The sequence below is a fragment of the Streptomyces sp. NPDC001508 genome (assembly GCF_040298665.1).
Classification (GTDB): Bacteria; Actinomycetota; Actinomycetes; order Streptomycetales; family Streptomycetaceae; genus Streptomyces.
In genome coordinates this window covers 136,885-161,314 of record NZ_JBEPAP010000001.1, presented here as the reverse complement: position 1 = coordinate 161,314, position 24,430 = coordinate 136,885, and the positions used below count along the sequence as shown (strand labels likewise).

19 protein-coding genes are annotated in these 24,430 nt (G+C 70.7%); 14 read left to right on the top strand and 5 right to left on the bottom strand.

All coding sequences use genetic code 11. From position 1 onward, the window contains the following. Positions 1–10: 10 nt before the first annotated feature. The 5 genes from ABT245_RS00620 to ABT245_RS00600 form a co-directional block, all read right to left on the bottom strand. On the bottom strand, positions 11–1,822 hold the full coding sequence (locus ABT245_RS00620; RefSeq protein WP_351727283.1) for a hydantoinase B/oxoprolinase family protein: 1,812 nt from the start codon (positions 1,820–1,822) through the stop codon (positions 11–13). A gap of 2 nt (positions 1,823–1,824) precedes the next feature. After that, complete coding sequence (locus ABT245_RS00615; RefSeq protein ID WP_351727281.1) at positions 1,825–3,912, bottom strand: hydantoinase/oxoprolinase family protein; 2,088 nt, start codon at positions 3,910–3,912, stop codon at positions 1,825–1,827. Positions 3,913–4,010: 98 nt separating this feature from the next. Continuing rightward, complete coding sequence (locus ABT245_RS00610; protein ID WP_351727279.1) at positions 4,011–5,330, bottom strand: aspartate aminotransferase family protein; 1,320 nt, start codon at positions 5,328–5,330, stop codon at positions 4,011–4,013. Continuing rightward, positions 5,327–7,048 carry an acetolactate synthase catalytic subunit gene (locus ABT245_RS00605; RefSeq protein WP_351727277.1) on the bottom strand — a complete coding sequence of 574 codons (1,722 nt, stop codon included), beginning with the start codon at positions 7,046–7,048 and terminating at the stop codon, positions 5,327–5,329. The genes ABT245_RS00610 and ABT245_RS00605 overlap by 4 nt, the downstream gene beginning before the upstream one ends. Before the next feature lie 180 nt (positions 7,049–7,228). Next, positions 7,229–9,649, bottom strand: coding sequence for an ATP-binding SpoIIE family protein phosphatase (locus tag ABT245_RS00600; protein ID WP_351727275.1), 2,421 nt, complete (start codon positions 9,647–9,649; stop codon positions 7,229–7,231). A gap of 1,181 nt (positions 9,650–10,830) precedes the next feature. Between ABT245_RS00600 and ABT245_RS00595 the strand changes: the two genes are divergently transcribed. From ABT245_RS00595 to ABT245_RS00530, 14 genes are all read left to right on the top strand, one after another. Beyond that, complete coding sequence (locus ABT245_RS00595) at positions 10,831–11,586, top strand: GntR family transcriptional regulator (protein ID WP_351727273.1); 756 nt, start codon at positions 10,831–10,833, stop codon at positions 11,584–11,586. 172 nt (positions 11,587–11,758) lie between these two features. Further along, positions 11,759–11,911 (top strand): hypothetical protein, encoded by a 153-nt coding sequence (locus tag ABT245_RS45970; protein WP_502982046.1) that lies wholly within the window; start codon positions 11,759–11,761, stop codon positions 11,909–11,911. Positions 11,912–12,623: 712 nt separating this feature from the next. Then, positions 12,624–13,676 carry a BMP family lipoprotein gene (locus ABT245_RS00585; RefSeq protein ID WP_351727271.1) on the top strand — a complete coding sequence of 351 codons (1,053 nt, stop codon included), beginning with the start codon at positions 12,624–12,626 and terminating at the stop codon, positions 13,674–13,676. A gap of 8 nt (positions 13,677–13,684) precedes the next feature. Continuing rightward, positions 13,685–15,226 (top strand): ABC transporter ATP-binding protein, encoded by a 1,542-nt coding sequence (locus tag ABT245_RS00580; RefSeq protein ID WP_351727269.1) that lies wholly within the window; start codon positions 13,685–13,687, stop codon positions 15,224–15,226. Continuing rightward, the gene (locus tag ABT245_RS00575) at positions 15,223–16,323 is read left to right on the top strand and encodes an ABC transporter permease (RefSeq protein ID WP_351727267.1); all 1,101 of its coding nucleotides are present in this window, start codon (positions 15,223–15,225) and stop codon (positions 16,321–16,323) included. Before ABT245_RS00580 ends, ABT245_RS00575 begins: the two co-directional genes overlap by 4 nt. 1 nt (position 16,324) lies before the next feature. Continuing rightward, the gene (locus tag ABT245_RS00570; protein ID WP_351727265.1) at positions 16,325–17,410 is read left to right on the top strand and encodes an ABC transporter permease; all 1,086 of its coding nucleotides are present in this window, start codon (positions 16,325–16,327) and stop codon (positions 17,408–17,410) included. An 8-nt stretch (positions 17,411–17,418) separates the two neighbouring features. Continuing rightward, positions 17,419–18,318: an amidohydrolase family protein gene (locus ABT245_RS00565; RefSeq protein WP_351727264.1), complete on the top strand. Its 900-nt coding sequence runs from the start codon at positions 17,419–17,421 to the stop codon at positions 18,316–18,318. Beyond that, complete coding sequence (locus tag ABT245_RS00560; RefSeq protein WP_351727262.1) at positions 18,315–19,040, top strand: cupin domain-containing protein; 726 nt, start codon at positions 18,315–18,317, stop codon at positions 19,038–19,040. The genes ABT245_RS00565 and ABT245_RS00560 overlap by 4 nt, the downstream gene beginning before the upstream one ends. Then, complete coding sequence (locus ABT245_RS00555) at positions 19,037–19,564, top strand: YbhB/YbcL family Raf kinase inhibitor-like protein (RefSeq protein WP_351727261.1); 528 nt, start codon at positions 19,037–19,039, stop codon at positions 19,562–19,564. Before ABT245_RS00560 ends, ABT245_RS00555 begins: the two co-directional genes overlap by 4 nt. Before the next feature lie 23 nt (positions 19,565–19,587). Continuing rightward, a complete protein-coding gene (locus tag ABT245_RS00550; protein ID WP_351727259.1) occupies positions 19,588–20,748 on the top strand; it encodes an FAD-dependent oxidoreductase in 1,161 nt (386 codons plus the stop codon). Then, on the top strand, positions 20,742–21,686 hold the full coding sequence (locus ABT245_RS00545) for an MBL fold metallo-hydrolase (protein WP_351727257.1): 945 nt from the start codon (positions 20,742–20,744) through the stop codon (positions 21,684–21,686). The genes ABT245_RS00550 and ABT245_RS00545 overlap by 7 nt, the downstream gene beginning before the upstream one ends. Positions 21,687–21,720: 34 nt before the next feature. Continuing rightward, positions 21,721–22,104, top strand: a complete 384-nt coding sequence (locus tag ABT245_RS00540; protein ID WP_351727255.1) for a carboxymuconolactone decarboxylase family protein — start codon at positions 21,721–21,723, stop codon at positions 22,102–22,104. Then, positions 22,101–23,003, top strand: a complete 903-nt coding sequence (locus ABT245_RS00535) for an NAD(P)-dependent oxidoreductase (protein ID WP_351727253.1) — start codon at positions 22,101–22,103, stop codon at positions 23,001–23,003. Before ABT245_RS00540 ends, ABT245_RS00535 begins: the two co-directional genes overlap by 4 nt. After that, on the top strand, positions 23,000–24,430 hold the full coding sequence (locus tag ABT245_RS00530; protein WP_351727251.1) for an aldehyde dehydrogenase family protein: 1,431 nt from the start codon (positions 23,000–23,002) through the stop codon (positions 24,428–24,430). The genes ABT245_RS00535 and ABT245_RS00530 overlap by 4 nt, the downstream gene beginning before the upstream one ends.

Below are 24,430 nucleotides of genomic sequence, written 5' to 3'. Positions count from 1 at the left end.
CCCACAGGGGTCATGACGACACCAGCGAGGGGTCGCGCAGGGCGGCCCTGGCGGTGGCGGTCGCGCTCCAGTCGATGGAGAGGTCGTCTCCGCTGCCGGTGATCACGACGCCGTAGACCTCGCGGGCGTGGTCGATGCTCTCCCAGCGCCCGATCACGTCGTTGAGGACACGCTTGGGGTCGCGGTCCAGGGGATCGCCGTATCCACCGCCGGAACACTCCACACCTCGGACCCCCTGGCCGGTGTTGAGTGTGACGACCGCGTTGTTGGGCAGCAGTGTCTCGCTGCCGTCGGTGTCGATCATCCAGCCGGCGGCCAGGGCACCGTCCTGTCCACCGAGCACTCCCTTCGGCGGGACGATCTGTCCGTCGCAGGGATAGATGACCGAGACGCCGTCCTCCTTCGACTCGAAGGCCAGGTCGACGGTGCACCCGCCCCGGTGGCGTCCGGCACCGCCGGAGTCGGCCATCATCCGGATGTGCCGGTACTGGATCGGCATCTTCAGCTCGTCGATCTCTACGGAGTCCCGGTAGGTCAGGCCGGCCGTGCTGGGCACGTTCCACGTCAGCCAGCCGTCAGCGGTGGCGCTGCCGGGCCCGCCGGCCGCACCCATCAGCAACTGATTGACAAACCGTTCGCCGGTGCGTGAGTCGTGGCCGGAGACGACCGCGTGCGGAACACCCATGCCCACCGGGCCTTCGGCGATCCCGTACGGCTCACCGAGCTGGGCGAAGGCCGCACCGACACAGTTGGTCAGCCGGTCGGCGATGTTGGTCGTGGCAACCGAGCAGCTGTACGGGAACTCCGGGATGCCGACGGCGGCGCCCTTCTTGAGCCGGACCTCCACGCGGCGGAACGCGCCGGAATTCTTGGGCACCTGTCCGCACAGGCCGTGGAAGATGCCGCTGTACACGCCGGCCAGCGTGGTGGCCTTGGTGAGGTTGAGCCCGCAGTCGACGTTCGGTGCGTTGTCGGTCAGATCGACGACGATCCGTCCGTCCTGCGGGTGGATGTCGATGCTGACCCGGAACTCCAGCCCGTCGGGCAGGTAGGGCTGGAACGGGTCGTGCTTGCCGGTGTTGTGCAGATGGGCCTGCGGCAGCTGGGCGATGGCCCGGCGCATGCGGTCTTCGGAGTAGTCGAACCAGCTGCGAATGAACTGCTTGACCTGGTCCTTTCCGTACTTCGCGCACAGGTCCTTGAGGCGACGCTCGGCGATCCGCGCGGCCCCGAGCGACGCCAGGAAGTCGCCGTGCCACTGCTGAGGCACGCGGATGCGGGCCATGCACATGCGCATGATGTCGTCGATGGTGGTGTAGTCCCGCTGTACTCGGACGGCGGGGAAGATCAGGGCCCCTTCCTCGTACACGTCCTTCGCACCCGCGAAGTAGGTGGTGGGCAGGGAGTTCCCGGTGTCGGCCTGGTGGGCCTTGGCCACCGCGGTGAACATGTGCTCACCGTCGATGAACACGGGTACGAGCACGGAGTGGTCCGCCGCGTGGGAATTTCCCCCGTAGGGGTTGTTGTCCAGGTAGGCGTCGCCCTCGGCCAGATCCGGGTGTGCGGCCAGGATCTCTTCCGCCTGCAACTGCACACCGAAGATGTGCACCGGCAGGCCTTCCGCCGCGGCCAGCAGCTGGCTGTCGGCCGTGGCGATGGCGCACGAGAAGTCGCGCCCGCTGTTGATCACCGCCGAGCGTGCCGAGCGCAGCAGGGTGGTGGTCATCTCGCGCACGATGCCGTCCAGGCGGTTGGCCAGGATGGCGGTCAGGATCGGGTCGAACTCGTTCTCGTCCACGGCGAGCGTGCTGGCGTCGGACACCCTCACTGGTCTTCCTCCGAAGTCGTCACATGCAGGATGTAGTTGCCGGACCCGCTGACCTCGGTGGCCATGCCCGGGAAGACGACCAACGTGGTGGTCGGCTCCTGGATGATCGCGGGGCCGGGCACATACTGGCCCGGTCGCAGGCTCTCAGGCAGGTACACGGGAGTGTCGGTCAGTCCGGCCGGGCCGAAGTAGCACGCGCGTGTCTTCGACGGGGCGCCCTCGGTGCGGGCCACGGCCTGCACGGGCGGTGGACTGGTGTGCAGGTCGGCGGTCAGTCGTGCCTTCCAGCTGATGAACTCCAGGTCCGCGGAGTCGTCACAGAAGGCGAAGAGGCGTTCGTGCTCGTCGTCGAACGCCTTGCGGAGCTGAGCGACGTCTTCATCGCTGCGGAACTCGCTCACGGGCACCCGGGTGACGATGTCCCACACCTGGGCCTCGTAACGGGCCTCGGTGAAGTACTCGATCACATAGTCGTCCTCGTCAAGGCCGACCCGGCCCGCGAAGGCCGCAAGCCGGTCACGCAGCCGCCCCAGCGCCGCGTTGACGCCGTCCGTGTCGAAGGTCGAGCAGCGGGTGATCAGCGGCGCCGACTCCTCCTTGACGATGTCGGCGAAGTGCATGCCCGCCGCCGACAGGGCACCCGCGGTCTTGGGCAGGATCACCCGGCTGCTGCCCAGTTCGGCCGCGATCTGCATGATGTTGATGCCGGCAGCGCCGCCACCGGCGACGACCGTGCTCTCCTTGGGATCCAGGCCCTGGGAGATGGTCATGTCGTAGACCGCCTTGACCATGTGGTCCGTCGCCAGGGTCAGGATCCCCCAGGCCGCCTCCTCCACGGTCCTGCCCAGCTTCTCGGCCACCTGGGCCACGGCCTTGCGGGCCGCGCTGATGTCCAGGTCCATCCGGCCACCCAGGAAGTAGTCCGGGTCGAAGAAACCAAGGACGCAGGCGGCGTCCGACAAAGTGGCCTCGGTGCCGCCACGCCCGTAGCAGGCGGGGCCCGGTTCGGAACCGGCCGACTGGGGGCCGACACGCAGCAGCCCACCGTCGTCGACCCAGGCGATCGACCCGCCTCCGGAGCCGATCGAGCGGATGTCGACCGACGAGATACCGAGCAGATCTCCTTCCCACTCGCCGCCGAGCCATGTCTCACGGGTGTAGACCAGCTCCGAGTCGTGCGACAGGCCGACATCGAACGTGGTCCCACCGGTGTCGCAGACGATGGTGTCTCCGCCGAAACCCTCGGCGTTGGAGAAGCTGACGGCCGCGACCGGAGCCATCGCGGGTCCGGACTTGGCGGCGTTGATCGGCGCGGCGATCATCTCCTGCACGGTCATCACGCCGCCGATGCTTGAGGAGACCAGCAGCTGACCGGCGTAGCCAAATCCCCGCAGGTCCGACTCGAGCGCGCGGAAATGGTTCTGCATCAGCGGCTTGAGCGAGGCGTCGATGGCGGTCGCCGAGGCCCGGCGGTACTCGCGGACAATCGGTGCGATGCGGTGGGAAAGTGTGTACGGGACCCCTGGCAGGATCTCCTCGATCAGCTCGCCTATGCGCAGTTCGTGCGCGGGCTCGACGACGGACCACAGCAGAGACACGGCCACTGCCTCGTAGTTCTCCCGGCTCAGATGGTGCAGGATGTCCCGCACTGCCCGCTCGTCCAGTGGCTTGGTGATCCGTGCCTCGGAGCTGACACGTTCAGGGACCTCGAACGTCCTGCGCCGCGGGATGTAGGGGGCGGGGTATTCGGTCGCGTAGTCGAAGACGTCCCGCTTGCCGCCCTCCTTCAGCACGAGGATGTCGGGAAAGCCCTCGGTGGTGAGCAGGGCGGTCTTGGCCACCTGACGGGTCACGATGGCGTTGGTCGCCCGCGTGGTGCCGTAGATGAACAGGTCGGTGTCGGCCAGCAGGGCCTGCGCGGTGGTCCCGAGGCCGTCGGCGATACCTTCGAGGGCCTCGCGCATGCCGTCGAAGACGCGCTGGTGGGTGGTCAGTGCCTTGCCGACGTAGTGGTTGTTGTCGTCGTCGCGGACGACGACGTCGATGAAGGTGCCGCCGGTGTCGGCGGAGACAGAGAATCGCATGAGTGCCTCTCGGGTGAGCGACGGCGAGATGCGAGGCCGGCTGCCGCGGGACGCGGCCCGGCAGCGGCGGCCCCGGAGGAGTGGTGCGGACGCCCTGGCTACCGAGCGCTGCCGAGCAACTGCTGGGAGACCTCGGCCAGCGCCCGGTCGACGGCAGACAGGGTCCTGTCCACGTCGTCGTCCGTGTGGGCTGCGGAGACGTACCATAGCCCGGTCTCGCGGGCGTGGACGCCGTTGCGGATCAGGTGTTCGGAGAAGTGCCGCAGCGGTTCGGTGCTGCCGGCGAGCGCGTCCGCGTAGGTGCGCAGGGGTTTCGGGGCGTCCCAGTGCAGGCGGATCAGGGCGCCGGCGCGCAGAGCCTGCAGCGGCGCCCCGTGCCGGGCGGCAAGCTGCTCGATGCCGTTCGCCAGCTCTCCGGTGAGGCGTTCGAGGCGGGGGTAGAGGGAGTCCTGATCGGTCTTGAGGACATCGAGGGTCGCGTTGGCCGCGACGACCGACAAGGCATTGCCGTTGTAGGTTCCGCCATGTGCGACGGCGTCCTCAGCGACGCCCATCACCTCGGCGCGCCCCGCCACCGCGCTGATCGGGAATCCGGACCCGAGAGCCTTGGCGAGCGCGGTGAGATCCGGGGTCACGCCGGTGCGCTGCTGCGCCCCGCCGGGTGCCAGCCGGAAGCCGGTCACCACCTCGTCGAAGACGAGCAGGCAGCCGTGCTGGTCGCACAGGCGGCGGGCCGTGGCCAGGTAACCGTCGTCGGCCCACAGGTTGCCGCCGTTGACTGCGACGGGCTCCATGATGACCGCGGCGACGTCTGCACCATGCTGTGCCAGCAGGTCGGCGAGAGCCCCCGGGTCGTTCCAGGGACACACCAGGATCTCCGGCCCGATCACACTGTGTTCCGGCGCGATCACCGGACGCGGTACCGGGCCGGTTCCCGCGGGGCTGCCCGGCCCGTTGGCGGTCATCGGGTCGATCCACCCGTGGTAGTGGCCCTCGAACTTGATCGTCTTGCGTCGTCCGGTAGCGGCGCGGGCGATCCGCAACGCCGCCTGGACGGCCTCGCTGCCGGTCACATTGAGCAGCACCATCTCCGCGCCGGGCACCAACTCGACGATGCGCTCGGCCAGTTCGGCCTCCGCCTCGTGCTGACCGCCGTACAGCACCCCGGCGGCGAGCTGCGTGTGCACGGCCTCGATCACCTGAGGGGGCTGGTGTCCGAGCAGCATCGGGCCGTACCCGGCCACATAGTCCACATACTCGTGGCCGTCGATGTCGGTGATCCGGCTGCCCTGCGCGCGGGTGAAGGCCAGTGGGGTGGGGCGCAGCGCCGCCCGGCGCGAGGAGTTCACCCCGCGTGGGATGACCTGGTGAGCACGCTGCATGTACGTTCGCGAGCCGGTGAAGGTCTCCTCGTTCACAGGGCGACCCCAGCCGTCAGCTCGCCCAGCGTGGTGTCGTCGTCCCAGGCGGAGATCGGCGGGAAGGCGTCCGCAGCGGTCATCACGTCGATCACGGTGACGGCGCCCGAACGCTGCGCGTCACTGAGCGCAGCGGCGAGATCGTCTGCGGATTCGACACGGACCCCCCGCGCGCCGCAGGCGGTCGCGATGGCTGCGTGATCGATCTGGGTGATGTCGATGGCGCTCGTGTGCTCGGCGAACTGGTGCAGCTCGGAGTGCTTCTGGTAGCCGAGGATCGCATTGTTCAACACGATGACCGTAAGGGGCAGGTTCATCCGGACGGCCGTCTCAAGCTCGGACCAGCAGTGGGCGAACCCTCCGTCACCGACCACAGCGACCACGGGGCTGTCCGGGCTCGCCGCCTTGGCACCGATCGCCATGGGGACCCCCCAGCCGAGCCCGGCCAGGCCGCGAGGAGACAGGAACCGCTGACCGCTGCGCCGGGCGCGCAGGTAGTTGGACATCCAGATCGAGCTGTAGCTGGCATCAGCCACGACGATCGTGTCCGCAGTCAGCTGCGCATCGAGTTCCCGCATGATCCTCTCGGGCCGGATCGGTGAGCCGGCCGCTGTCATCCGAGGCGCGATGCGCTCCTCGTGCTTGGCCCGGGCCTGTGCGATCTGGCTGACGACCTGGTCGCGGGCCGCCGTGCGGGTGTCGAGCGAGGTGGACTTCAGCTCGTCCACGATCGCACGCAGGGTGAGCTTGGCGTCGCCGATCAGCCGCAAGGCTTCGTAGTTGCGCCCCACCTCGACCGGATCCATATCGATGTGGACATATGTCGCCGCGGGGGGAAACAGCCGCCAGGCGTCGGTGGCGTTTTCATTGGTCCTGGTGCCGACGAACACGATCAGATCCGCGTCGTTCACCAGGGAGCGGGCGTAGTGGGTGGCCGAGTAGCTTCCCATGGCGTAGCCGATCACACCGATGGACAGCGGGTCGGTCTCGTCCACCGATCCCTTGCCCATGGCTGTGGTCGCCACGGGCAGCGCGCCGAGGCGCTGCAACTCGGCCAGCTCGGGCCCGGCCCCCGAGATGTGTACGCCGCCGCCGGCAACCACCAGCGGCCGCTCGGCCGTGGCGAGCAGATCGGCAACATGCTTGATCTGCGCCGGGCCCGGGACGTAGCGGTCCAGCGGGAAGTGTCCGTAGCTGGCGCGGCGAGAGGACGCGACCGGAACGGGCTCCGCCAGGACATCCTTGGGGACCAGCAGCACAACAGGTCCGGGGCGGCCGGACGTTGCTTCGGTGACCGCCGCGTCGACATAGTCGTCAACCCGGGCGGGGTCGTCGATCCGGTGAATCGCCTTGGCGCACGCGGCGAAGAGCTTCTCGTGGTCCAGTTCCTGGAACGCGTTGCGGTCCCGGGCCGCCCGTGGGACCTCCTGGACGATGGCGATCAACGGCACCGAAGCCTTGAAGGCTTCGGCCAGCGGCGGCACGAGCAGCGTTGCGGCGGGGCCGTTCTGAGCGGCCACTACGCCGACCTTGCCCGACACCCGTGCGTACCCGTCGGCCATCGCGCCGCCGGCGTTCTCCGTGCGATAGACAATCTGCCGGATCGATTCTTCTGGGGTGGCCAGGAAGAACAGCGACGGTAGACTCTGTCCGAATACGTCGCTGACCTTGTGGCGGCGCAATGCCGCTGCCAGGCCTCGCGCGACCGTGCCTCCCATATGTGATCTCCTTGATCGGCCTGTTCGGTGAATGCTCAGGAGTGGAACACAGACATCTTCGGGAGGTCCAATAGATGAAAATTTCGCGCACAATAAGCGGAGCTTATTGAGGTCGAGGGTCTGATTCCGGCCTTACGCATGAGCGAGACGCTCGGGCATGGCTCTCGCCGGGGGCGCCGGCTATTCCGTCGCGGGGCTGAGGGACTGTTCGGTCCAGATGGTCTTTCCGGTCTGACCGTACCGGCTGCCCCAGCGGGTGGTCAGCTGGGCCACGAGATACAGCCCGCGGCCTCCCTCGTCGGTCCAGCGGGCCCGGCGCAGTCGTGGCTGGGTGTTGCTGGGATCGGAAACCTCGCAGACCAGCACGTCATCGCGGATCAGCCGCAGAGAGACGGGACCGCCCGCATAACGGATCGCGTTGGTGACCAGTTCGCTGACGACGAGTTCGGTGGTGAAGACCAGGTGATACAGGCCCCACGAGGTCAGCTGTCGTGTGACATCCTCCCGGGCCTCGGTCACGATGGCCGGGTCGGCCGGAAACTGCCAGGCGGCGGTGGCATCGTCCGGCAGTGCCCTGGTGCGAGCGAGCAGCAGGGCCACATCGTCGCGGGGCGGGACTTCGGTGGCCCCGGACAGCAGGGACCGGCCGATCTCGCGCAGAGACGGTGCCATGCCGCCCGCGCACAGCACCGCCAGCCTGTCCGTCAGCCGTGACACCTCACCTTGGATGTCCTGTCCGCCGAGGGTCACGAGCCCGTCGGTGTACAGGGCGAGGATGCTGCCGGGCTCCAGTTGCAGGCTGGTGACCTCGAACGGCATCCCACCCACTCCCAGCGGCGGACCCGGTAGTACCTCGAACACCTCCGTTGTGCCGTCGGGGTGGACCAGAACGGGGGGCGGATGCCCGGCGCTGGCCACCGCGCACCGGCGCGCGACCGGATCGTACAGCGCGTACAGACACGTCGCGCCCACGGTGTCCCGCTCGGCGGGATCGGCTTCTTCCGCGAACCGCTGCACCAGGTCGTCGACGTGTGTGAGCAGTTCATCCGGCTCCAGCTCCAGATCCGCGATGCTCTGCACCGCCGTACGCAACCGTCCCATGGTGGCGGCGGCGTGCAGGCCGTGACCGACGACATCCCCGACGACGAGCGCCACCCGCAGCGACGGCAGCGGGATCACATCGAACCAGTCCCCGCCGATGTCGGCCCCGCCACTCGCCGGCACATAACTGCCCGCGGCCTCGACCGCCGGGAGATCGCTGGTCGTACGGGGCAGCAGGCGTTGCTGCAGTGCCAGGGCCGCGCGGTGCTCACGGGTGTACCGGCGCGCGTTGTCCACGCTCAGTGCGGCCCGGGAGGCGATCTCCGCCAGCAGCTCCCGGTCCTCCTCCACGAAGGAGTCGCGACAGCCGGTACGCCAGACCACCAGGACACCGAGCACCAGGCCACGCGCGAACAGGGGTGCGTACAGGACGCAGTGACCGCCCTCGGGAACGAACAGGGGCGACAGCTCCGGTCCCAGTTGCTCGCCGGCGGAGCGCCCGGAGGTCAGGACGGTTTCACCGCGCCGCAGTCTTTGCAGAAAAGGACTGTCCGGCATCGGCGGGAGCGTCATTCCCGTCTGCAGCAGCTTGCTCGGGATGGAGCCGGTGGCCGAGGCCATCGCGGCGCGACGTGTGTACCACAGCCCGGCGGCGCTGCTCAGTTTCGGGGGTTCGTCACCCGTCAGCGTGGCGTACGCGAGTTCCACCCAGGCCAGATCGCCAAGAGCCGGGACAAGGACTTCGGCCAGCTCTTGAGAAGTGTGAAGGACGTCCAGGGAACTACCGATCCGCACAGAGGTTTCATGCAGCAGGTCAAGGCGGTGGCGCTCCCGTTGCCGGGTGGCAAGGGGGGTGAGCATCGTGGCGACACCTGTCGGACGCCCCGGCGGTTCCTCCAGTCTGAACGCGGACAGGGACCACTGCTCGCCGGCCCTCTGAGGTGCCCGTGCCTGCGGCTCCCACCCGATCAGCGGCATCCCCGTCTCCACCACCTGGCGCACCGCCGACTCCGCGTCCTGTGCGTCCTGCGGAGAGAACAGCTCGCGCACTCGGCTACCAAGGCGCAGGTCAGATGGATGAGACACGTGTGAGGTGACATTGGTGAACGAGGCGGCATTGGTGAACACGGTACGCAGATCCAGATCGTGGATGCCGACCTCGATATGGCCCTGGGTGAACAACGCCCGCAGGAAGGCGCTGCCCCGGCTACGCGATGCCGGGTGCCGGAGGGGAAGGGCCAGGACCACACTTAGGGACGAGCCTTGCAGCGGCACCGTGCGGAAGGCCACCTCGACCCGGTGGCCGGAGCGATGGCGGAGCAGCGCCTGGCCGTACGGCGGTATCCCGGTCCGATGGTGGCGGCCCTGGCATCGTCGGAGGGAGCCGTCGGCGAGAAGGCTCCACACCGGCGAGCCACAGATGTCCTCCGCCGTGTGCCCCAGCAGGTCGGCGGCAGCCTGGGACCAGCACAGCACAATGCCCTGATCGTCGAGCACGCCCGTCACGATGTCGTTCAACGAGAACGACTGGCCCCAGATGTCATCGGTGCAGGAACCCATCCCGCCTTCCTCCGCTTTTCACCCCCGGCCGGCATGCATCAAGCGGATCGTGGGGGAGTGCACGTCTGGACCCACGATTCTGAAGTTCAAAAGACGTCCCGGTCATGGTGGCGACCAGCACCCGCGAGTTCTCTGCCGACCGCGGAGCGCCTGGCGCGGGCCGCAATCGGTTGTGCGCGGGATGAGGGCGGTCATTGCTGACGACGGCCGTCTCCGGCTCCGCGGACCCGGGGCGAGCGGCGCGGAAGCCCTCGGGTCACACCTGGTGGGCGATGCCGGCGCGGGTGCGACGCCCGACGCCGTACCGCTGCGGGCAAGCGACTGATCACAACTTCCTTATGGGCATTATGGGAGGCTTGCCGGTGGTACGCGACCCGAGGACGGCCAGGCGGGGAGTATCGGGCCTCACGGTTCTCCCTGCAAGGCGCCGTCTTGGTCACCGGAGTGAGCGGCCGGGCGCGGTGCCGGAGCATACGTTGTGTCGCAGGCCGTGGGAGGTGTGCCTGACGCGGCTCGTCGGGGTGCGCTGTCCTGGGGGATGGGCCACCCGGACCGCTTCCCCTGTCAGCGGTCCGGACGCACACGTGTGAGGGGCTGCCCGGGAAAGAGAACATGGCCCCCTCCACCAGCCCCGTGCACCCGACGCCGAGCACCCATGGGAGCGCCTGCTGCGGCAGCGGCAGACGGCGCAGTACGGTGCCGCGGGAAACGGGCACGGCCGGCAGGCCGGCGAGGCGTGCGGCCTCCCCGCCCGCACAACTCCCGCGCCACCGGTGACACCTGCCGGGCAAGCCGCACCGTGCGGCGCCGATGACGCTCCAGCAGTCCGGCCATTCCGCCCGCGGAAGGTCTGCCGCAGGCAGCTCAGGACCGGACGGACCAGCCGTCGTATACGCAGGTGGGCGACGACCCGGCGACCGGCACATCCGTCACCGTCCGGTGGGTGACGGATGTACACCCTCGCTGTCGGCGTCCCGCACACCGGCGTACCCGGGGGCGGCGTGCTCGTTGGTCCGTCGAGGCCGCAACTGCCCTATGCGGCCGAAGCGTTCAGGAAACCGAACGTCGTGGCGGTGATCCCCGCTGCTCCTCGGCCCCTCCGTCGACCCGCGGCGAGCAACTGGTATGGTAGAAACCGTTCAGCGGCTAGGAGGTCCGACGAGGAAGCGGGGCGCAGTCCAATGGCCAGGGCTCAGGCAGGCGGCCGTTCCGCCGGGGCGTACCAGGAGTCGCAGGGTGCGGTCGCGTCGCCGCAATCTCCGCTGACCCTCGACGACCTCGATGGCGGCTCCATGAAGGACGCGATCGCACGGCAGTTGCGCCAGGACATCGTCTCCGGCGCGATCGCCTACGGCGAGAAGCTCTCCGAGGCCCGGTTGGCCCAGCGGTTCGGCGTGAGCCGGATGCCGGTGCGCGAGGCCCTCAAGGAACTCGAGGGCGCCGGATTCGTCACCATCGAGCGGCGTCGGGGCACATTTGTCAAGCGGCTGAGCCGCCACGAGATCCTCGACCTGTTCGAGGTCCGGGAGGCCGTGGAGGGGATGGCGGCCCGGCTGTGCGCCAACCGCGCCAACAATGAGATCGTCGCCCGGCTCGACGAGACGATGATCGCCCTGGCCGCGGCGGTGGCCGCGGGGGACAACGACGGCTACAGCGCGACGGACGAACGTTTGCATGAACTCATCGCCGAGGGCGCGGGCAACGATCGCCTGACCGACCACTACCGCCTGCTGGTCCAGCAGCTCCACCGCGGTCTCCTGTCCTCCATAGTCACCAGGCGCACGGGCCGTATGGAGCGGTCGTTGGCGGAGCACCAGGCCATCATCCAGGCGATCCGGACCCACGACGCCGACGCGGCGGAGCAGGCCATGCGGGCCCATGTCCAGCAGGGACGCCTTGAACTCGCCGACGAGGTCAGCGTCAAGTTCTCGTTGTGACGCGGGCGCGGCCCCGCGGAATGCGGACTCGGGCGGCAACGAATCGGAATGCCGGCGAGCAGTAGGCCCGGGGTCCTCTCGCCGGTGCCGAATCGGAATGCCAAGTACTCATGGGCCTTGGGGTCATGACGCCAGGCCGTGCTGGTGCTGCGCCGATGCGTGAGCACGCTGCGTGCACGGCCCGGCCCGCGGCGCCGGCGGCTCCCGGGCCACCGGCCACTTCTGTCTGCGCGAGGGCGTCGACATCCTGGCCCACCCGGCCCCGGACCCGCACCCGGTCCTTCACCACTGTCTGCGCGAGGGGATGACGCGCCTGGTCCTGTGACCGGACCCGGACCGGGTGATCGACGCGGAGGACGGTGTTCCGCAAGGTCGCACAACGCCCGAGCGCATGGGTGGCCGAAGGCCGGGGCGCGGGCGGCACGGGCCTGGCGCCGGCGGTCGCAGCGGGTTCCGTCAGGGGTGAAGGCGCCCCGTCATGCCGATTGCATACTGCGGAGGCGGCCTTTCGCCCAGCGGCGAACCGTTGCGCCCCAGCCGACGCGCGTCCGTGCGGACCGGGCCGCCGACCGGCCCGGTGACGGCGTCGGCGCCGTGGTCTGCGGCCGTCGAGCCCGCGTGTCAGGTCTGTCGCCGGGCCACGCCGAGGCGGGCCCCCACCGCCCGCGGCGCTCTTGGCGCCCTCTCGGTCATGCCGCACCCGCACCGCTTCCCATCGTGCGCACGTCGCACCGCGCCCGCCTCTGGAATGTCAGTACACCGTCTTGCATCTGACATGTCAGATGGTTCTCAGTGCACTCCGGTCGAGCTGGTCGGACTCTCCCGTGCACGTCAAGAGGGCTAGACCACGGCCTGGTTACGCGGCGAAAGACGAACGTTGCACGACCCTTGACACCTAGTATGGTAGATGGAAATCTGATCGCACCGTCACACCACGTGGTACCTCTACTGCCCGGCTGGCATACCAGCTCATGTGGGCGCCGCTTTCGCATCTCGCTCATGCACTGCCCGAAGAGTCGGGCCTTGGAAAGGTCATCATGCGTGCCGCGATCCCTCTCGTCTCGACCACCGTTGCCCTGACACTCACCCTCGCCGCGTGCGGCGGTTCGTCCGGCGGCGCCGCCTCCACCACAAGCCACGGTCAGGCCGGCAAGTCGGTCTCGATCGGTTTCATCTCCCAAGCCCCGCGCAACGACGCCGGGTTCACCCAGTACGGCCTGGCCGGGGTGAAAGCGGCGATCGCCGCCCAGAAGGGCCTGAAACTGTCCTCCATCGTCGACAACGTCTCCAACTCGCAGGACCAGATCATGGGTCTGCAGAGGCTGGCCGCCGCCAACGCCGTCGTCGTCGCCGACGGGGCCTCGCTCAACAAGGCGGTCGAGGCCGTCGCACCCAGGTTCCCCAAGGTCAGGTTTATCCTGGTCGCCGCCCACACCGAGTCCTTCGCCGACAACGTCACCTCGGTCGACGCCGCTGTCGGCTACGACGCCATGGTCGTCGGCGCGGTGGCCTCCGCGCTGTCGACATCCAAGAAACTCGGGATGATCGCCGGGCTCCAGGTCCCGGCCTCCGCCAGCTGGTACTACGGCATGGTTCAGGGGGTCGGCCTCGACAAGCCGGGCACCAAGGTCGTACAGACCTACACCGGCGACTACAACGACGTGGGCAAGGCCAAACAGGCCGCCGAGGCCATGATCGCCACCGGGGTCGACTCGGTCCTGTCCGACCTGGACAGCGGCTCCCAGGGCGTCTACCAGGCGTCCGACGCCGCCGGCTCGAAGGTGGGCGTCTACCAGGTGTTCGGCCTGGACTGCAAGGCCGGCAAGAACATCGTCGGATCCGGCGTGGTCGACTGGTCGGCGATCCTGAAGGACGCCGTCACCGACGCCGCGCGCGGTGACCTTCCCGCGGGCGCCATCAGCTACGGCATGGCCAAGGGCGCGGTCTCCTTCCAGTTCTGTCCGGGCAAGGACACCGCGAAGGCCAAGGCGATCGCCGACAAGGTCACCCGGGAGATCATCGCGGGCGACATCACCCCGGCCGACAAGGTCCTGCTGCCCAAGCCCCCCTACGCCTTCGCGCAGCGCTAGGACCCGCCATGCCCACCACTGCGACCCGGGCCCCGTCCCTGCGCCTGAGCGGCGTCACCAAGCGGTTCGGCGCCTTCACCGCCAACCACCGGGTGGACCTCGACATCCACCGAGGTGAGATCCACGTTCTCCTCGGTGAGAACGGCGCGGGCAAGACCACCTTGATGCGGATCGTCACCGGCCTGTACCAGCCCGACGAGGGCGAGGTCCGGCTCGACGGCGAAGCCGTGCACTTCAGAAAGCCCGAACACGCCCTGCGTGCCGGTATCGGCATGGTGCACCAGCACTTCACCCTCGTACCGACCCTCACCGAGGCCCAGAACCTGGCGATGCGCCCCGCTCGCCTGCCGTGGGGCGACGCGACGGCCGAAGTACGCCGCCGCGCCGAGGAGATCGCGGCCGCCACCGGCCTGCGGATCAGCCCCGACCGCTTGGTCGCCGACGCCTCCATCGGGGAGAGGCAGCGGCTGGAGATCGTCAAACTCCTCTGCCGAGGCGCCCGGATCCTGATCTTCGACGAGCCCAGTGCCGCGCTCAGCCCCGGGGAGTGGGACGAACTGGCCGGGCTGATGCGGCGGTTGGCGGCCGACGGGAACGCCGTCGTGCTGATCTCGCACAAGCTCTCCGAGGTGTTCTCCGTCGCCGACCGGTACACCGTCCTGCGCGGCGGAGCCGTCGTCGGCACCGGTCCGATCAGCGACGTCACCGCCGACGAACTGGTGCGGATGATGGTCGGTGACGTGGTCGCCCCGCGTCCCGAGCGGGCGCACATCACCCCCGGGCGGCCGGTGCTCACCGTCCGCGGCCTGGAGGTCGCGCGCGATCCGCTCGACCCGCACAGCCCGCCGGTCCTCAGCGGCGCGGATCTGGAAGTCCGCTCCGGGGAGATCCTCGGCATCGCCGGGGTGGCCGGGAGCGGCCAGAGCCAGCTGGTCGACGCCCTCACCGGGATCCAACCGGCACGCTCCGGCCGGATCGAACTCGATGGCAGGCCCTTCGACGACCGAACCCCCCGACGTTTCTATGCCGCGGGCGGCGCCCTCATCCCCGAGGACCGCCACCGCGCGGCCATCGTGCCGGGCATGGCGCTGTGGGAGAACATCAACCTGCGTGCGCTGCGAAGACCGCCGCTGCGCCGCCGGGGCGTGATCGACACGGCGGCGGCCCGCGCCCGCGCCCGCGACCTGATGGCCGAGTTCGACGTACGGGCCGAATCCGAGCAGGTGCCCATCGGACGGCTGTCCGGGGGCAACCAGCAAAAGGCCGTACTGGCAAGGGAGTTCGCCGACCACCCCACGCTCCTGGTGGCCGTCCAGCCGACGCGTGGCCTGGATGTGCGGGCCACCGACTTCGTGTACCGACGGCTCGCCGAACACCGCGAACGCGGCGGAGCGATCCTGCTCGTCTCCATGGACCTCGACGAGGTCATCGCGCTGTCCGACCGGATCGCCGTGCTCGCCCACGGCCGGATCCGCGGGGTGCTGGAGGCGCGCGACGCGACGAGGACGCGCATCGGTGCGCTCATGACTTCAGCGGAGGACGCGCCATGACCATCGCACGGCACCTGCCGCGGGTGCTGACCACCGCGGGGGTGGTGGCCGCCGCGGCGGCCGTCGCCTCGCTGATCCTGCTCGCCAGCGGGGTCACCCTGCCGGACGCCGCCGCCGTCTTCTGGAACGGCACTTTCGGCGACGGCACCAACGCGGGCACCACCCTCACCCAGGCCGTTCCACTGCTGCTGATCGCGCTCGGCTGGATCGTCGCCACCCGCGCCGGCCGGCTGCACGTCGGCTACCCCGGGCAGGTGATCGTCGGCGGCTCGCTCGCCACCACGGTCGGCCTGCACTGCGGCGGCCTGCCCGGGCCGCTGGCCGTCACCGCCACCGCACTGGCCGGCATCGCCGGCGGTGTGCTGTGGGCGGGGCTGACCGCCTGGCTGTGGGCCTCGCGGGGCGTCCTGGAGATCATCTCCTCGCTGCTGCTCAACCTCGTCGCCGCCCAGGTCGCCGCCTGGCTGGTGCGCGGCCCCCTCCAGGGCCCGGGCAGCCAGGAGCCGCAGTCCGCGACCTTCCCGCCGTCCGCGCTCTGGCCCAGCTCCGCGGCCGTGCCCGGCCAGACCCTGTCGTACGACGTCGTACTGCTGCCGCTGTGCGCCCTCGGCGTGGCCCTGCTGTTCTCGCGCAGTTCCTTCGGGTTCGCGCTGCGGGCCTGCGGTGGCAACGCGGAGGCGGCCCGGTGGTCGGGCCTTGACCCCCGGCGTGCCGGAGTGGCCGCCATCCTCGTCTCAGGCGGCTTCGCCGGACTGGCCGGCGCGGCCCTGCTCTTCGCCGGGACGGCGCCCTGGATGAGTGACGGCTTCGAGGGCGGCGCCGGCTTCAACGGGATCGCCGTCGCCCTGCTGGCGGGGAACTCGCCCGTGCTGGCGGTCTTCACCGCGATCGCCTTCTCCGCGCTCACCGTCGGCGGGACGGCGCTGCAGGCCGGTCTGGACGTGCCCTCGTCCCTGGCCGAGGTCCTCCAGGGCGCCGTCATCGTGCTGGTGCTGCTGGCCGCCGTCCTGACCGGCCGCCGCACGGCACGCCCGCCCGCACCGCCGACGCGGACCGAGGCCGGGGTCCCGGCCCTCGCCGGCACCAAGGAGCTGTGACATGGGCATCTTCGACGTGGCGTTCCTGGTCTCCGTCGTGACGATCGCGGCACCCATCCTGCTGGCGGCCACCGGCGAACTGGTCTCGGAACGGGCCGGCGTGCTCAACGTGGGTCTGGAAGGCGTCCTGCTGGCCGGCGCCTTCGGGGGATACCTGGGGATGCGGCTGACCGGCTCGATGCTCACTGCCTTCCTCGCGGGCATCGCCGCCGGCCTGCTGTTCGGCGCGGTGATGGCCGTGCTGGCCATCGAGGCCAAGGTCGACCAGATCGTGGCCGGCATCGCCCTGACCATGCTGGGCTACGGCGTCACCGCGTTCCTCAACGAGCGGTTCCTCGGCTCGTCGCGCACCTTCGAACCGCTGCCCCGGCTCTCGGTTCCGGGCCTGAGCGATCTGCCCGTGGTCGGCCCGGCACTGTTCGACCAGGACGCGTTCATCTACGCCGCGGCCGTCCTGGTCGTCCTGGTCGGGCTGGCGCTGGGCCGGACCACCTGGGGCATCAACCTCAAAGCCGTGGGCGAGAGTCCGGCGGCCGCCGACGCCGCCGGGGTCGGGGTACGGGGCATGCGCTGGGCCGCGGTGCTCTTCTCCGGCCTGTGCGCCGGGGCGGCCGGCGCGTACCTCTCGGTCGGCGACGTCGGGGTGTTCCGCGAGGGCATGACCGGCGGCCGGGGCTATCTGGCCATCGCCGCGGTGCTCTTCGGCGGCTGGCGGATGACCGGACTCGGCACCGCGGTGGCCGTCTTCGCGGTCGCCGACGCCACCCAGCTGCGGATCCAGGCGGCGGGGGGCATCCCCCGCGAGGTGTGGATCGCCGCGGCGGTCCTCGTCCTGCTGGCGACGGCGCTCGCTCGGTTCCGGCGCCGCGCCACCGGCGTCCGGCCCACCGCGGTGGAGGCCGCGGCCCTGGCCTGCACCGCCGGCCTGGCCGCCCTGGCCGTCACCGCCCCGACCCTCACCGTGCCCGTGCCCCTCTGGCTCGGCATGCCCTACCTGCTGGCGCTGATCGCGCTGGGCGCCGAAGGCAAACGGCGGCACCGCGCCCCCGAGGCACTGGCAGTCCCCTATCTGCGAAGCGAGGTCTAGCGTCAGCCATGATCACGGACGTTCACACGCACTTCTGGTTGCCGGACCACCAGGGTCCGCCCTGGACCGACGGCCTGGGCCGGGTCTCCACCCGCCTGGCCGCCGACGCCATCGACCGGGTGACCGTCGAGTCCTACCGCAGGCAGAGCGCCCCGGCGGAGCGGACCATCGTCTTCGGACTCCAGGCCCAGGCCTCGGGCATCATGGTCCCCAACGACGCCGTCGCCGCGTTCGTGCGCGCCGTCGGCGGGCAGACCGTCGGCTTCATGTCGGTGGACCCCACCCGCCACGACGCGGTCGAGGAGATCGAGCGCTGCCACGCCGACCTCGGCCTGTGCGGCCTCAAACTCGGCCCCATCTACCAGGGCACCTCGCCGCTGAACCCGCTGACCACGCGGGTGTTCGCGGCGGCTGAGCGGCTCGGACTGCCGGTCATGATCCACCAGGGTGCCATCTTCGCCAACGCCGGCCGACTCGCCGACGCCAACCCGCTGCTGCTGGACGACGTCGCCATCGCCTTCCCGCGGCTGCGCCTGGTCATCGCCCACATGGGCCACCCATGGGTGCACGAGACGGCCGTCGTCATGCGGCGCAACCGGTACGTCTACGCCGACACCTCCGCCATCGCCAGCCGCCCGACGGTCCTGGCCACCGCGCTGTCCGCCGCGAAGGAGTACGGCGTGCTGGACAAGGTCCTGTTCGGCAGCGACTCGCCCATGGTGGCGGCCGGCAGCGCCGCCGCGGCCCTGAGCCGCGTCGTCGCCCGCATGCAGCAGATCGCCCACACCGCCGTGACCGACGAGGAACTGCACGCCCTCATGCACCGCCCGTCCTTCGACCTGCTCGGGATCCCGGCCCCCGCCGAGCCCGCGCTGGTCCCCTCTTCCGACCGAGGAGCGCATCCGTGACCGTCAAGCCAGTCAACCCACGGACGGTACCGTCCGTCCACCTCGGCCCCGACCAGGTGGCGCGGGGCCCCCTGCCCGAACGGGTCTCCATGGAGCCCGTCACCGAGGGGGCGCCCTACGCCGCCGAGCGCACCCTCCTCGACGGCCCCGACGGCTTCTTCGCCCTCTGGGCCTGCGACGCCGGGGTCTACCCCCGGGTCAAGGACCGGCGCGGCTCGTTCATGTACATCCTCTCCGGCGACGCCACCATCACCGACGCCGACGGCACCAGCCACGAGCTGACCGCCGACAGCGTGCTCGTCCTGCCCTACGCCTGGCAGGGCACCTGGCAGATCCGGGAGACCATCCGCAAGGTCTACCTGCACACCACCCCCGTGCCCCCGCTGCCCGGCGCCCCCGTGCCCTGCGCGTTCACCCCGACCGAACAGGTCCTGCACACCCCGCTGCCGGGCGGGCGGGCCGTGCTCTTCGACGGGCCCGACGGCCGCTGCGCCGTGCTCGCGTGCGAGCCCGGCAGCGCTGCGCCGACCGAGCCGGGCCGCGCGGTGTTCCTCCACGTCCTGGACGGCGAGGCCACCGTCACCGACGCCGACGGCACCCGCCACGAACTGACCACGGGCAGCACCGCCGCCCTCCCCTCCGGCTGGACGGGCACCTGGGACGTCCACCGCACCCTGCGCACCCTCGCCATCCACAGCACCCCCCGACAGGACACACCATGATCCACGACGACCCGTACGCGGCGGTCACCCCCGCACCCGCCCTGAACCTGCGCAGTGACGACCTGCGCCACGGCGAGCGGATGCCGCAGCCCTTCCACGACCCGCAGATCGGCGGCGAGAACACCTCGCCGCACCTGTCCTGGAGCGGCTTCCCGCCCGAGACCAGGAGCTTCGCGGTCAACTGCTACGACCCCGACGCGCCGACCGGTGTCGGCTTCATGCACTGGGCCGTGGCCGACATCCCCGCACACGTCACCTCGATTCCCACGGGCGCCGGATCTCCCGGCGGCCAGCTGCCGCCGGATGCCCTGACCCTCCCCAACGACCTGCGGATACGCCACTACATCGGCCCCAACCCGCCGCCGGGCTCCGGCCGCCACCGCTATGTCTTCATCGTCCACGCCGTCGACGTTCCCCGTCTGGACCTGGACCCCGACACGACACCGGTCGTCCTCGGTTTCAACCTGCACTTCCACACCCTGGCCCGCGGCAGCATGACCGTCTGGGTCGACGCGGCGAGCTGAGATCCGGCCCGGGAGGTACCGACATGACAACGCAACGAACCACCGCCCGGCACGCCGAGGTCGCGGGAGCCGGATTCGCGGGCCTGACCGTCGCCACCGCCCTGGCCCAGCGCGGCTGGACCGTGCGCCTGCACGAACAGAACGACGACGTCCGCGAGTTCGGCGCCGGCATCCTGCTGTGGCGCAACGCGATGCTCGCCCTCGACGTCATCGGCGTCGCCGACGCCATCCGCGCCGACGGGGTACAGCCCCAGTACTACGAGACCAGTCTCGACGGCAGCACCGTCTCCGCCGAACTGCCCGGCTACCCCTACTGGGCCATCACCCGGCCCCGGCTGCACGCCCTGCTGGCCGACGCCGCCCGCGCCGCCGGCGTGGAGATCGTCACCGGCTCCCGCGCCGTCGGCGCCGACCCGGCGGGCGCCCTGCTGCTGGCCGACGCAGGCCAGGCCGAGGCCGACCTCGTCATCGGCGCCGACGGCGCCGGCTCGGCCGTGCGCGACTCACTGACCGACCTCGCCCAGGAACGCAAGAAGTACTCCGACGGCGTGTGCCGTCTGCTCGTCCCGCGCCCCGAGGCCTTCCGCGGCGAGCGGTGGGACCGGGTCATCGACTTCTGGACCCTAGAACCGGACGCGATGCGCATCCTGTTCATCCCGACCGGCCCCGACACCATCTACCTGGGCATGATGGCCGAGACCCGCAACCCGCGCGCCTCGCGGATCCCCATCGACGTCGAGGTGTGGTCGCAGCGCTTCCCGCACCTGGCGCAGGTCATCGAACTCGCGGGCAAGGCCGAGGGCGGTCGGCACGACACCTACCAGACCACCAGGGTCACCCCCTGGTCCGCCGGCCGTGCCGTCCTCGTCGGTGACTCGGCGCACGCCATGTGCCCGGCACTGGGCCAGGGAGCCAGCGTCGGCATCGTCAACGCCGTCGACCTCGCCCACGCCCTGGAGCAGGGCGACGACATCGAGGTGTCCCTCGCCCGGTGGGAGGCCCGCGAGCGCCGTATGACCGACGACGCCCAGGCCCGCAGCGCCCATATGGCCGCCACCCGCGGCCTGGCCCGCGGCAGCGGATTCACACCGGAGCTGATGGAGACCGCCAACTTCGTCTCGGCGGCCGTGTCCGAGGAACTCCAGGCCCGCTACCCCGTGCCGGAGGCGAACCGCTCATGGTGACGCCCCAGCCCGTCATGGTCGGCGACGCCGAGGTGTGGCGGATCAGCGAGTACGCGGGGCCGAGCCCCGCCACACCGGCCTTCCTCTTCCCCGACAGCGACCCGGCCTACTGGAGCGACAACGCGGACCGGCTCGACCCGGACTTCTACGACGCCCGACGCGGCACCCTGCGCTCGGTGCTGCACACCTGGCTGATCCGCAGCCAGGGCATGGTCATCCTGGTCGACACCGGCGCCGGCAACGACAAGGAACGGCCGTACGCGCCCGTCTACGCCCACCACCACACGCCGTACCTGGAGAACCTGCGGGCGGCCGGGGTCCGCCCGCAGGACGTCGACATCGTGGTCAACACCCACCTGCACGTCGACCACGTCGGCTGGAACACCCGGCTGGAGGGCCGGGAATGGGTTCCCACCTTCCCCAACGCCCGCTACCTGATGGGCGAGCCGGACTTCGTGCGCTGGGACCCCGTGCGCACGCCCCGCCCACAGGGCGACGGCAACCAGAACGTCTTCGAGGACAGCGTCGCGCCGGTCCACCGGGCCGGGCAGGCCGGCCTGTGGCACGACAGCCACCGCATCAACGGCGAACTCGTCCTGGAGGCGGCCCCGGGCCACACCCCGGGATCAGCCGTCGTACGACTCGAGTCCCGCGGTGAAGGCGCGCTGTTCGTCGGGGACATCCTCCACTCGCCCGTGCAGATCGCCCGTCCCGACGTCAACAGCTGCTTCTGCGAGGCCCCGGCCCTGGCCCGGTCCACCCGTCGCAGGCTGCTCGCCGAGGCGGCCGACCGCGGCCTGCTCGTCCTCCCCGGACACTTCGGCGGCCGGTCGGCCTGCCGAGTGCGGCGGACGGCCCCGGCCGACCCGGCGGCAGCGCAACCGCCGGACACCGACGCCTTCGCCGTCCGCGACTGGGCCGGCTTCGACCCGGTCTGACATCTCCCGTCCTCTCTCCTCAAGGAGCCCACACGTGAACCAGGACCTTTACGACGACGGCCTCGCCCTGCGCCGCCGGGTGCTCGGCGACGCCCATGTCGACGCCTCGCTGGCAGCGGTCACCGACTTCTCCCGCGACATCCAGGAGTACGTCACCCAGTACTGCTGGGGCGACCTGTGGAACCGCCCCGGCCTCGACCTGAAGGAACGCAGCCTGGTCAACCTCGCCATGATCACCGCTCTCAACCGGGGCCACGAGTTCAAGGCACACGTCCGCGGCGCGGTCAACAACGGCGTGTCCCGCGAGAAGATCAAGGAGGTGCTCATGCAGAGCGCCTTCTACTGCGGCGGACCCGCCGCCCTGGAGTCCTTCCGGCTGGCCGCCGAGGTCCTCGACGCGATGGACGCCGAGCGGTGAGCGGTGACATCGGTTTCGTCGGCCTGGGCAACATGGGCGGGCCGATGGCGGCCCGGCTGGCAGCCGAAGGCCACCGGCTGACGGTCGCGGACGCCGCCCCCGGCGTGGCCGCCGCCTTCGCCGCCGAGCACCCCACCGCCCAAGTCGCCGACGGCAACGCCTCGTTCGCGCGGACAGCGACCCTGGTGCTCATGCTGCCGGACTCGGACGTCGTCGAGCAGGTGCTGGAGGGCGATGGCCTGGCCGAGGCGCTGCCGCCGGGCTGCCTGGTCATCGACATGAGTTCCTCCGAACCGCTGCGCACCCGGGCGCTGGCCCGCCGGCTGGCCGACCGTGGCCTGTCCCTGCTGGACGCGCCGGTGTCCGGCGGCGTCCGCGGAGCCCGGGCCGGCACCCTGTCGGTGCTGGCCGGCGGGGCCCCGAAGGACCTGGAACGGGCCGCCCCGCTGCTGCGCGCCATGGCCCGCACCATCGTCCCGGTCGGCGGCACCGGCTGCGGCCACGCCGCCAAGGCACTCAACAACCTGGTCTCGGCCGCCACGGTGTCCGTCACCGTCGAGGCGCTGGCGCTCGGCGAGGCGTTCGGCATCCCGCCCGAGACGATGACACAGGTGCTCAACAGCTCCTCGGGCCGCACCAACACCAGCGAGAACAAGGTGGCCCAGTTCATGACGAGCGGCAGCTTCGACTCCGGCTTCGCCCTGCGGCTGATGTCCAAGGACGTGGACATCGCCGTCGGCCTGGCGCGCTCCCTGGACCGTACCGCGGAGCTGTCCGGCCACGTGGCAGACCAGTGGCGCCGTGTCGCCCGCTCGGTCCCGCCGCGGACCGACCACACCGCCATGTACGCACTGCTGGGCACGGCGGCCGACGAGGAAGCCAAGGAGGCGACCCGATGACCGGGGCACTGCTGCACTGGATCGACGGCGCCGCCGTACCCTCGGCGGGCGGCACCACCCGCGTCGGCACCGACCCGTCCACCGGCGGCCCGGGCGCCGAGGTCACCCTCGGCACCGCGGCCGACGTCGACCGCGCCGCCCGCGCCGCCCGCGCCGCCGCCCACGGCTGGCGGCATCTCGCCTCCGCCGAACGCGGACGGCTGCTGGCCGCCATCGGCCGCAGGCTGCTGGCCGAGACCGACACCCTGGCCGCCGCGGAGAGCGCCGACACCGGCAAACCGCTCGACCTGTCCCGGGCCGAGATCCGGGGCGCCGCCGAGTACTTCGAGTTCTACGCCGCGCTGGTCAACCTCCCCGCGGGCGACGTCCTCGACATCAGGCCCGACCTGCACGTCTACACCCTGCGTGAGCCGCTGGGCGTGGTCGGGGTGATCACCCCGTGGAACCTGCCGCTCAACCAGGCGGCCCGCGCCTGCGCCCCGGCCCTGGCCGCCGGCAACACCGTGGTGGCCAAACCCGCCGAGTCCACCTCCCGCACCACCGTCGCGCTGGCCCGCATCGCCGGCGAAGTGGGCCTGCCGCCGGGCGTGTTCAACGTCGTCCTCGGCCGCGGCACGGAGGTCGGCACCGCGATCGTGCGGCACCCCCTGGTGCGCAAGGTGGCCTTCACCGGCTCCGTGCCCGTCGGGCAGGAAATCGGGCGGATCGCCGCCGACCGGGTGCTGCCGCTCACCCTGGAACTCGGCGGCAAGTCCGCCAACATCGTCTTCGCCGACGCCGACCTGGAGTTCGCCGCGACCGAGGCCGTGCGCGCGTTCGCCACCAACGCCGGCCAGGTCTGCTCCTCCGGAACCCGGCTGTTCGTCGAGCGCACCATCCACAAGGAGTTCACCGCCGCCGTGGTGGACGCCACCCGCCGGCTGCGGCCCGGCCGGGAGATCGGCCCGATGATCACCCGCGGCCAGTGGGAGACCGTCCAGCGGTACTTCCGGATCGCCCAGCAGGAGGGCGCCACCGCCGAGACCGGCGGCCGGGTGCCGGACGAACCGGGCCTGACCGGCGGCTTCTTCGTGGAGCCCACCGTCTACTCCGGTGTCACCAACAACATGCGCATCGCCCGCGAGGAGGTCTTCGGACCGGTCCTGGTCGTCATCCCCTTCGACACCGAGGACGAGGCGGTCGCCCTGGCCAACGACTCCGAATTCGGCCTGGCCGGCGGGGTGTTCACCGCGGACATCTCCCGGGCCGTCCGGGTGGCCGAGGCCCTGGAGGCCGGGCAGGTCTACATCAACTCCTGGTCCACCCAGTCGGTCCAGATGCCCTTCGGCGGCCACAAGAACAGCGGATACGGCCGGGAGAAGGGCATCGAGGCCCTCCACCACTACACGCACGTCAAGAGCATCAGCATCCGCCTGACGGGCCGCTGA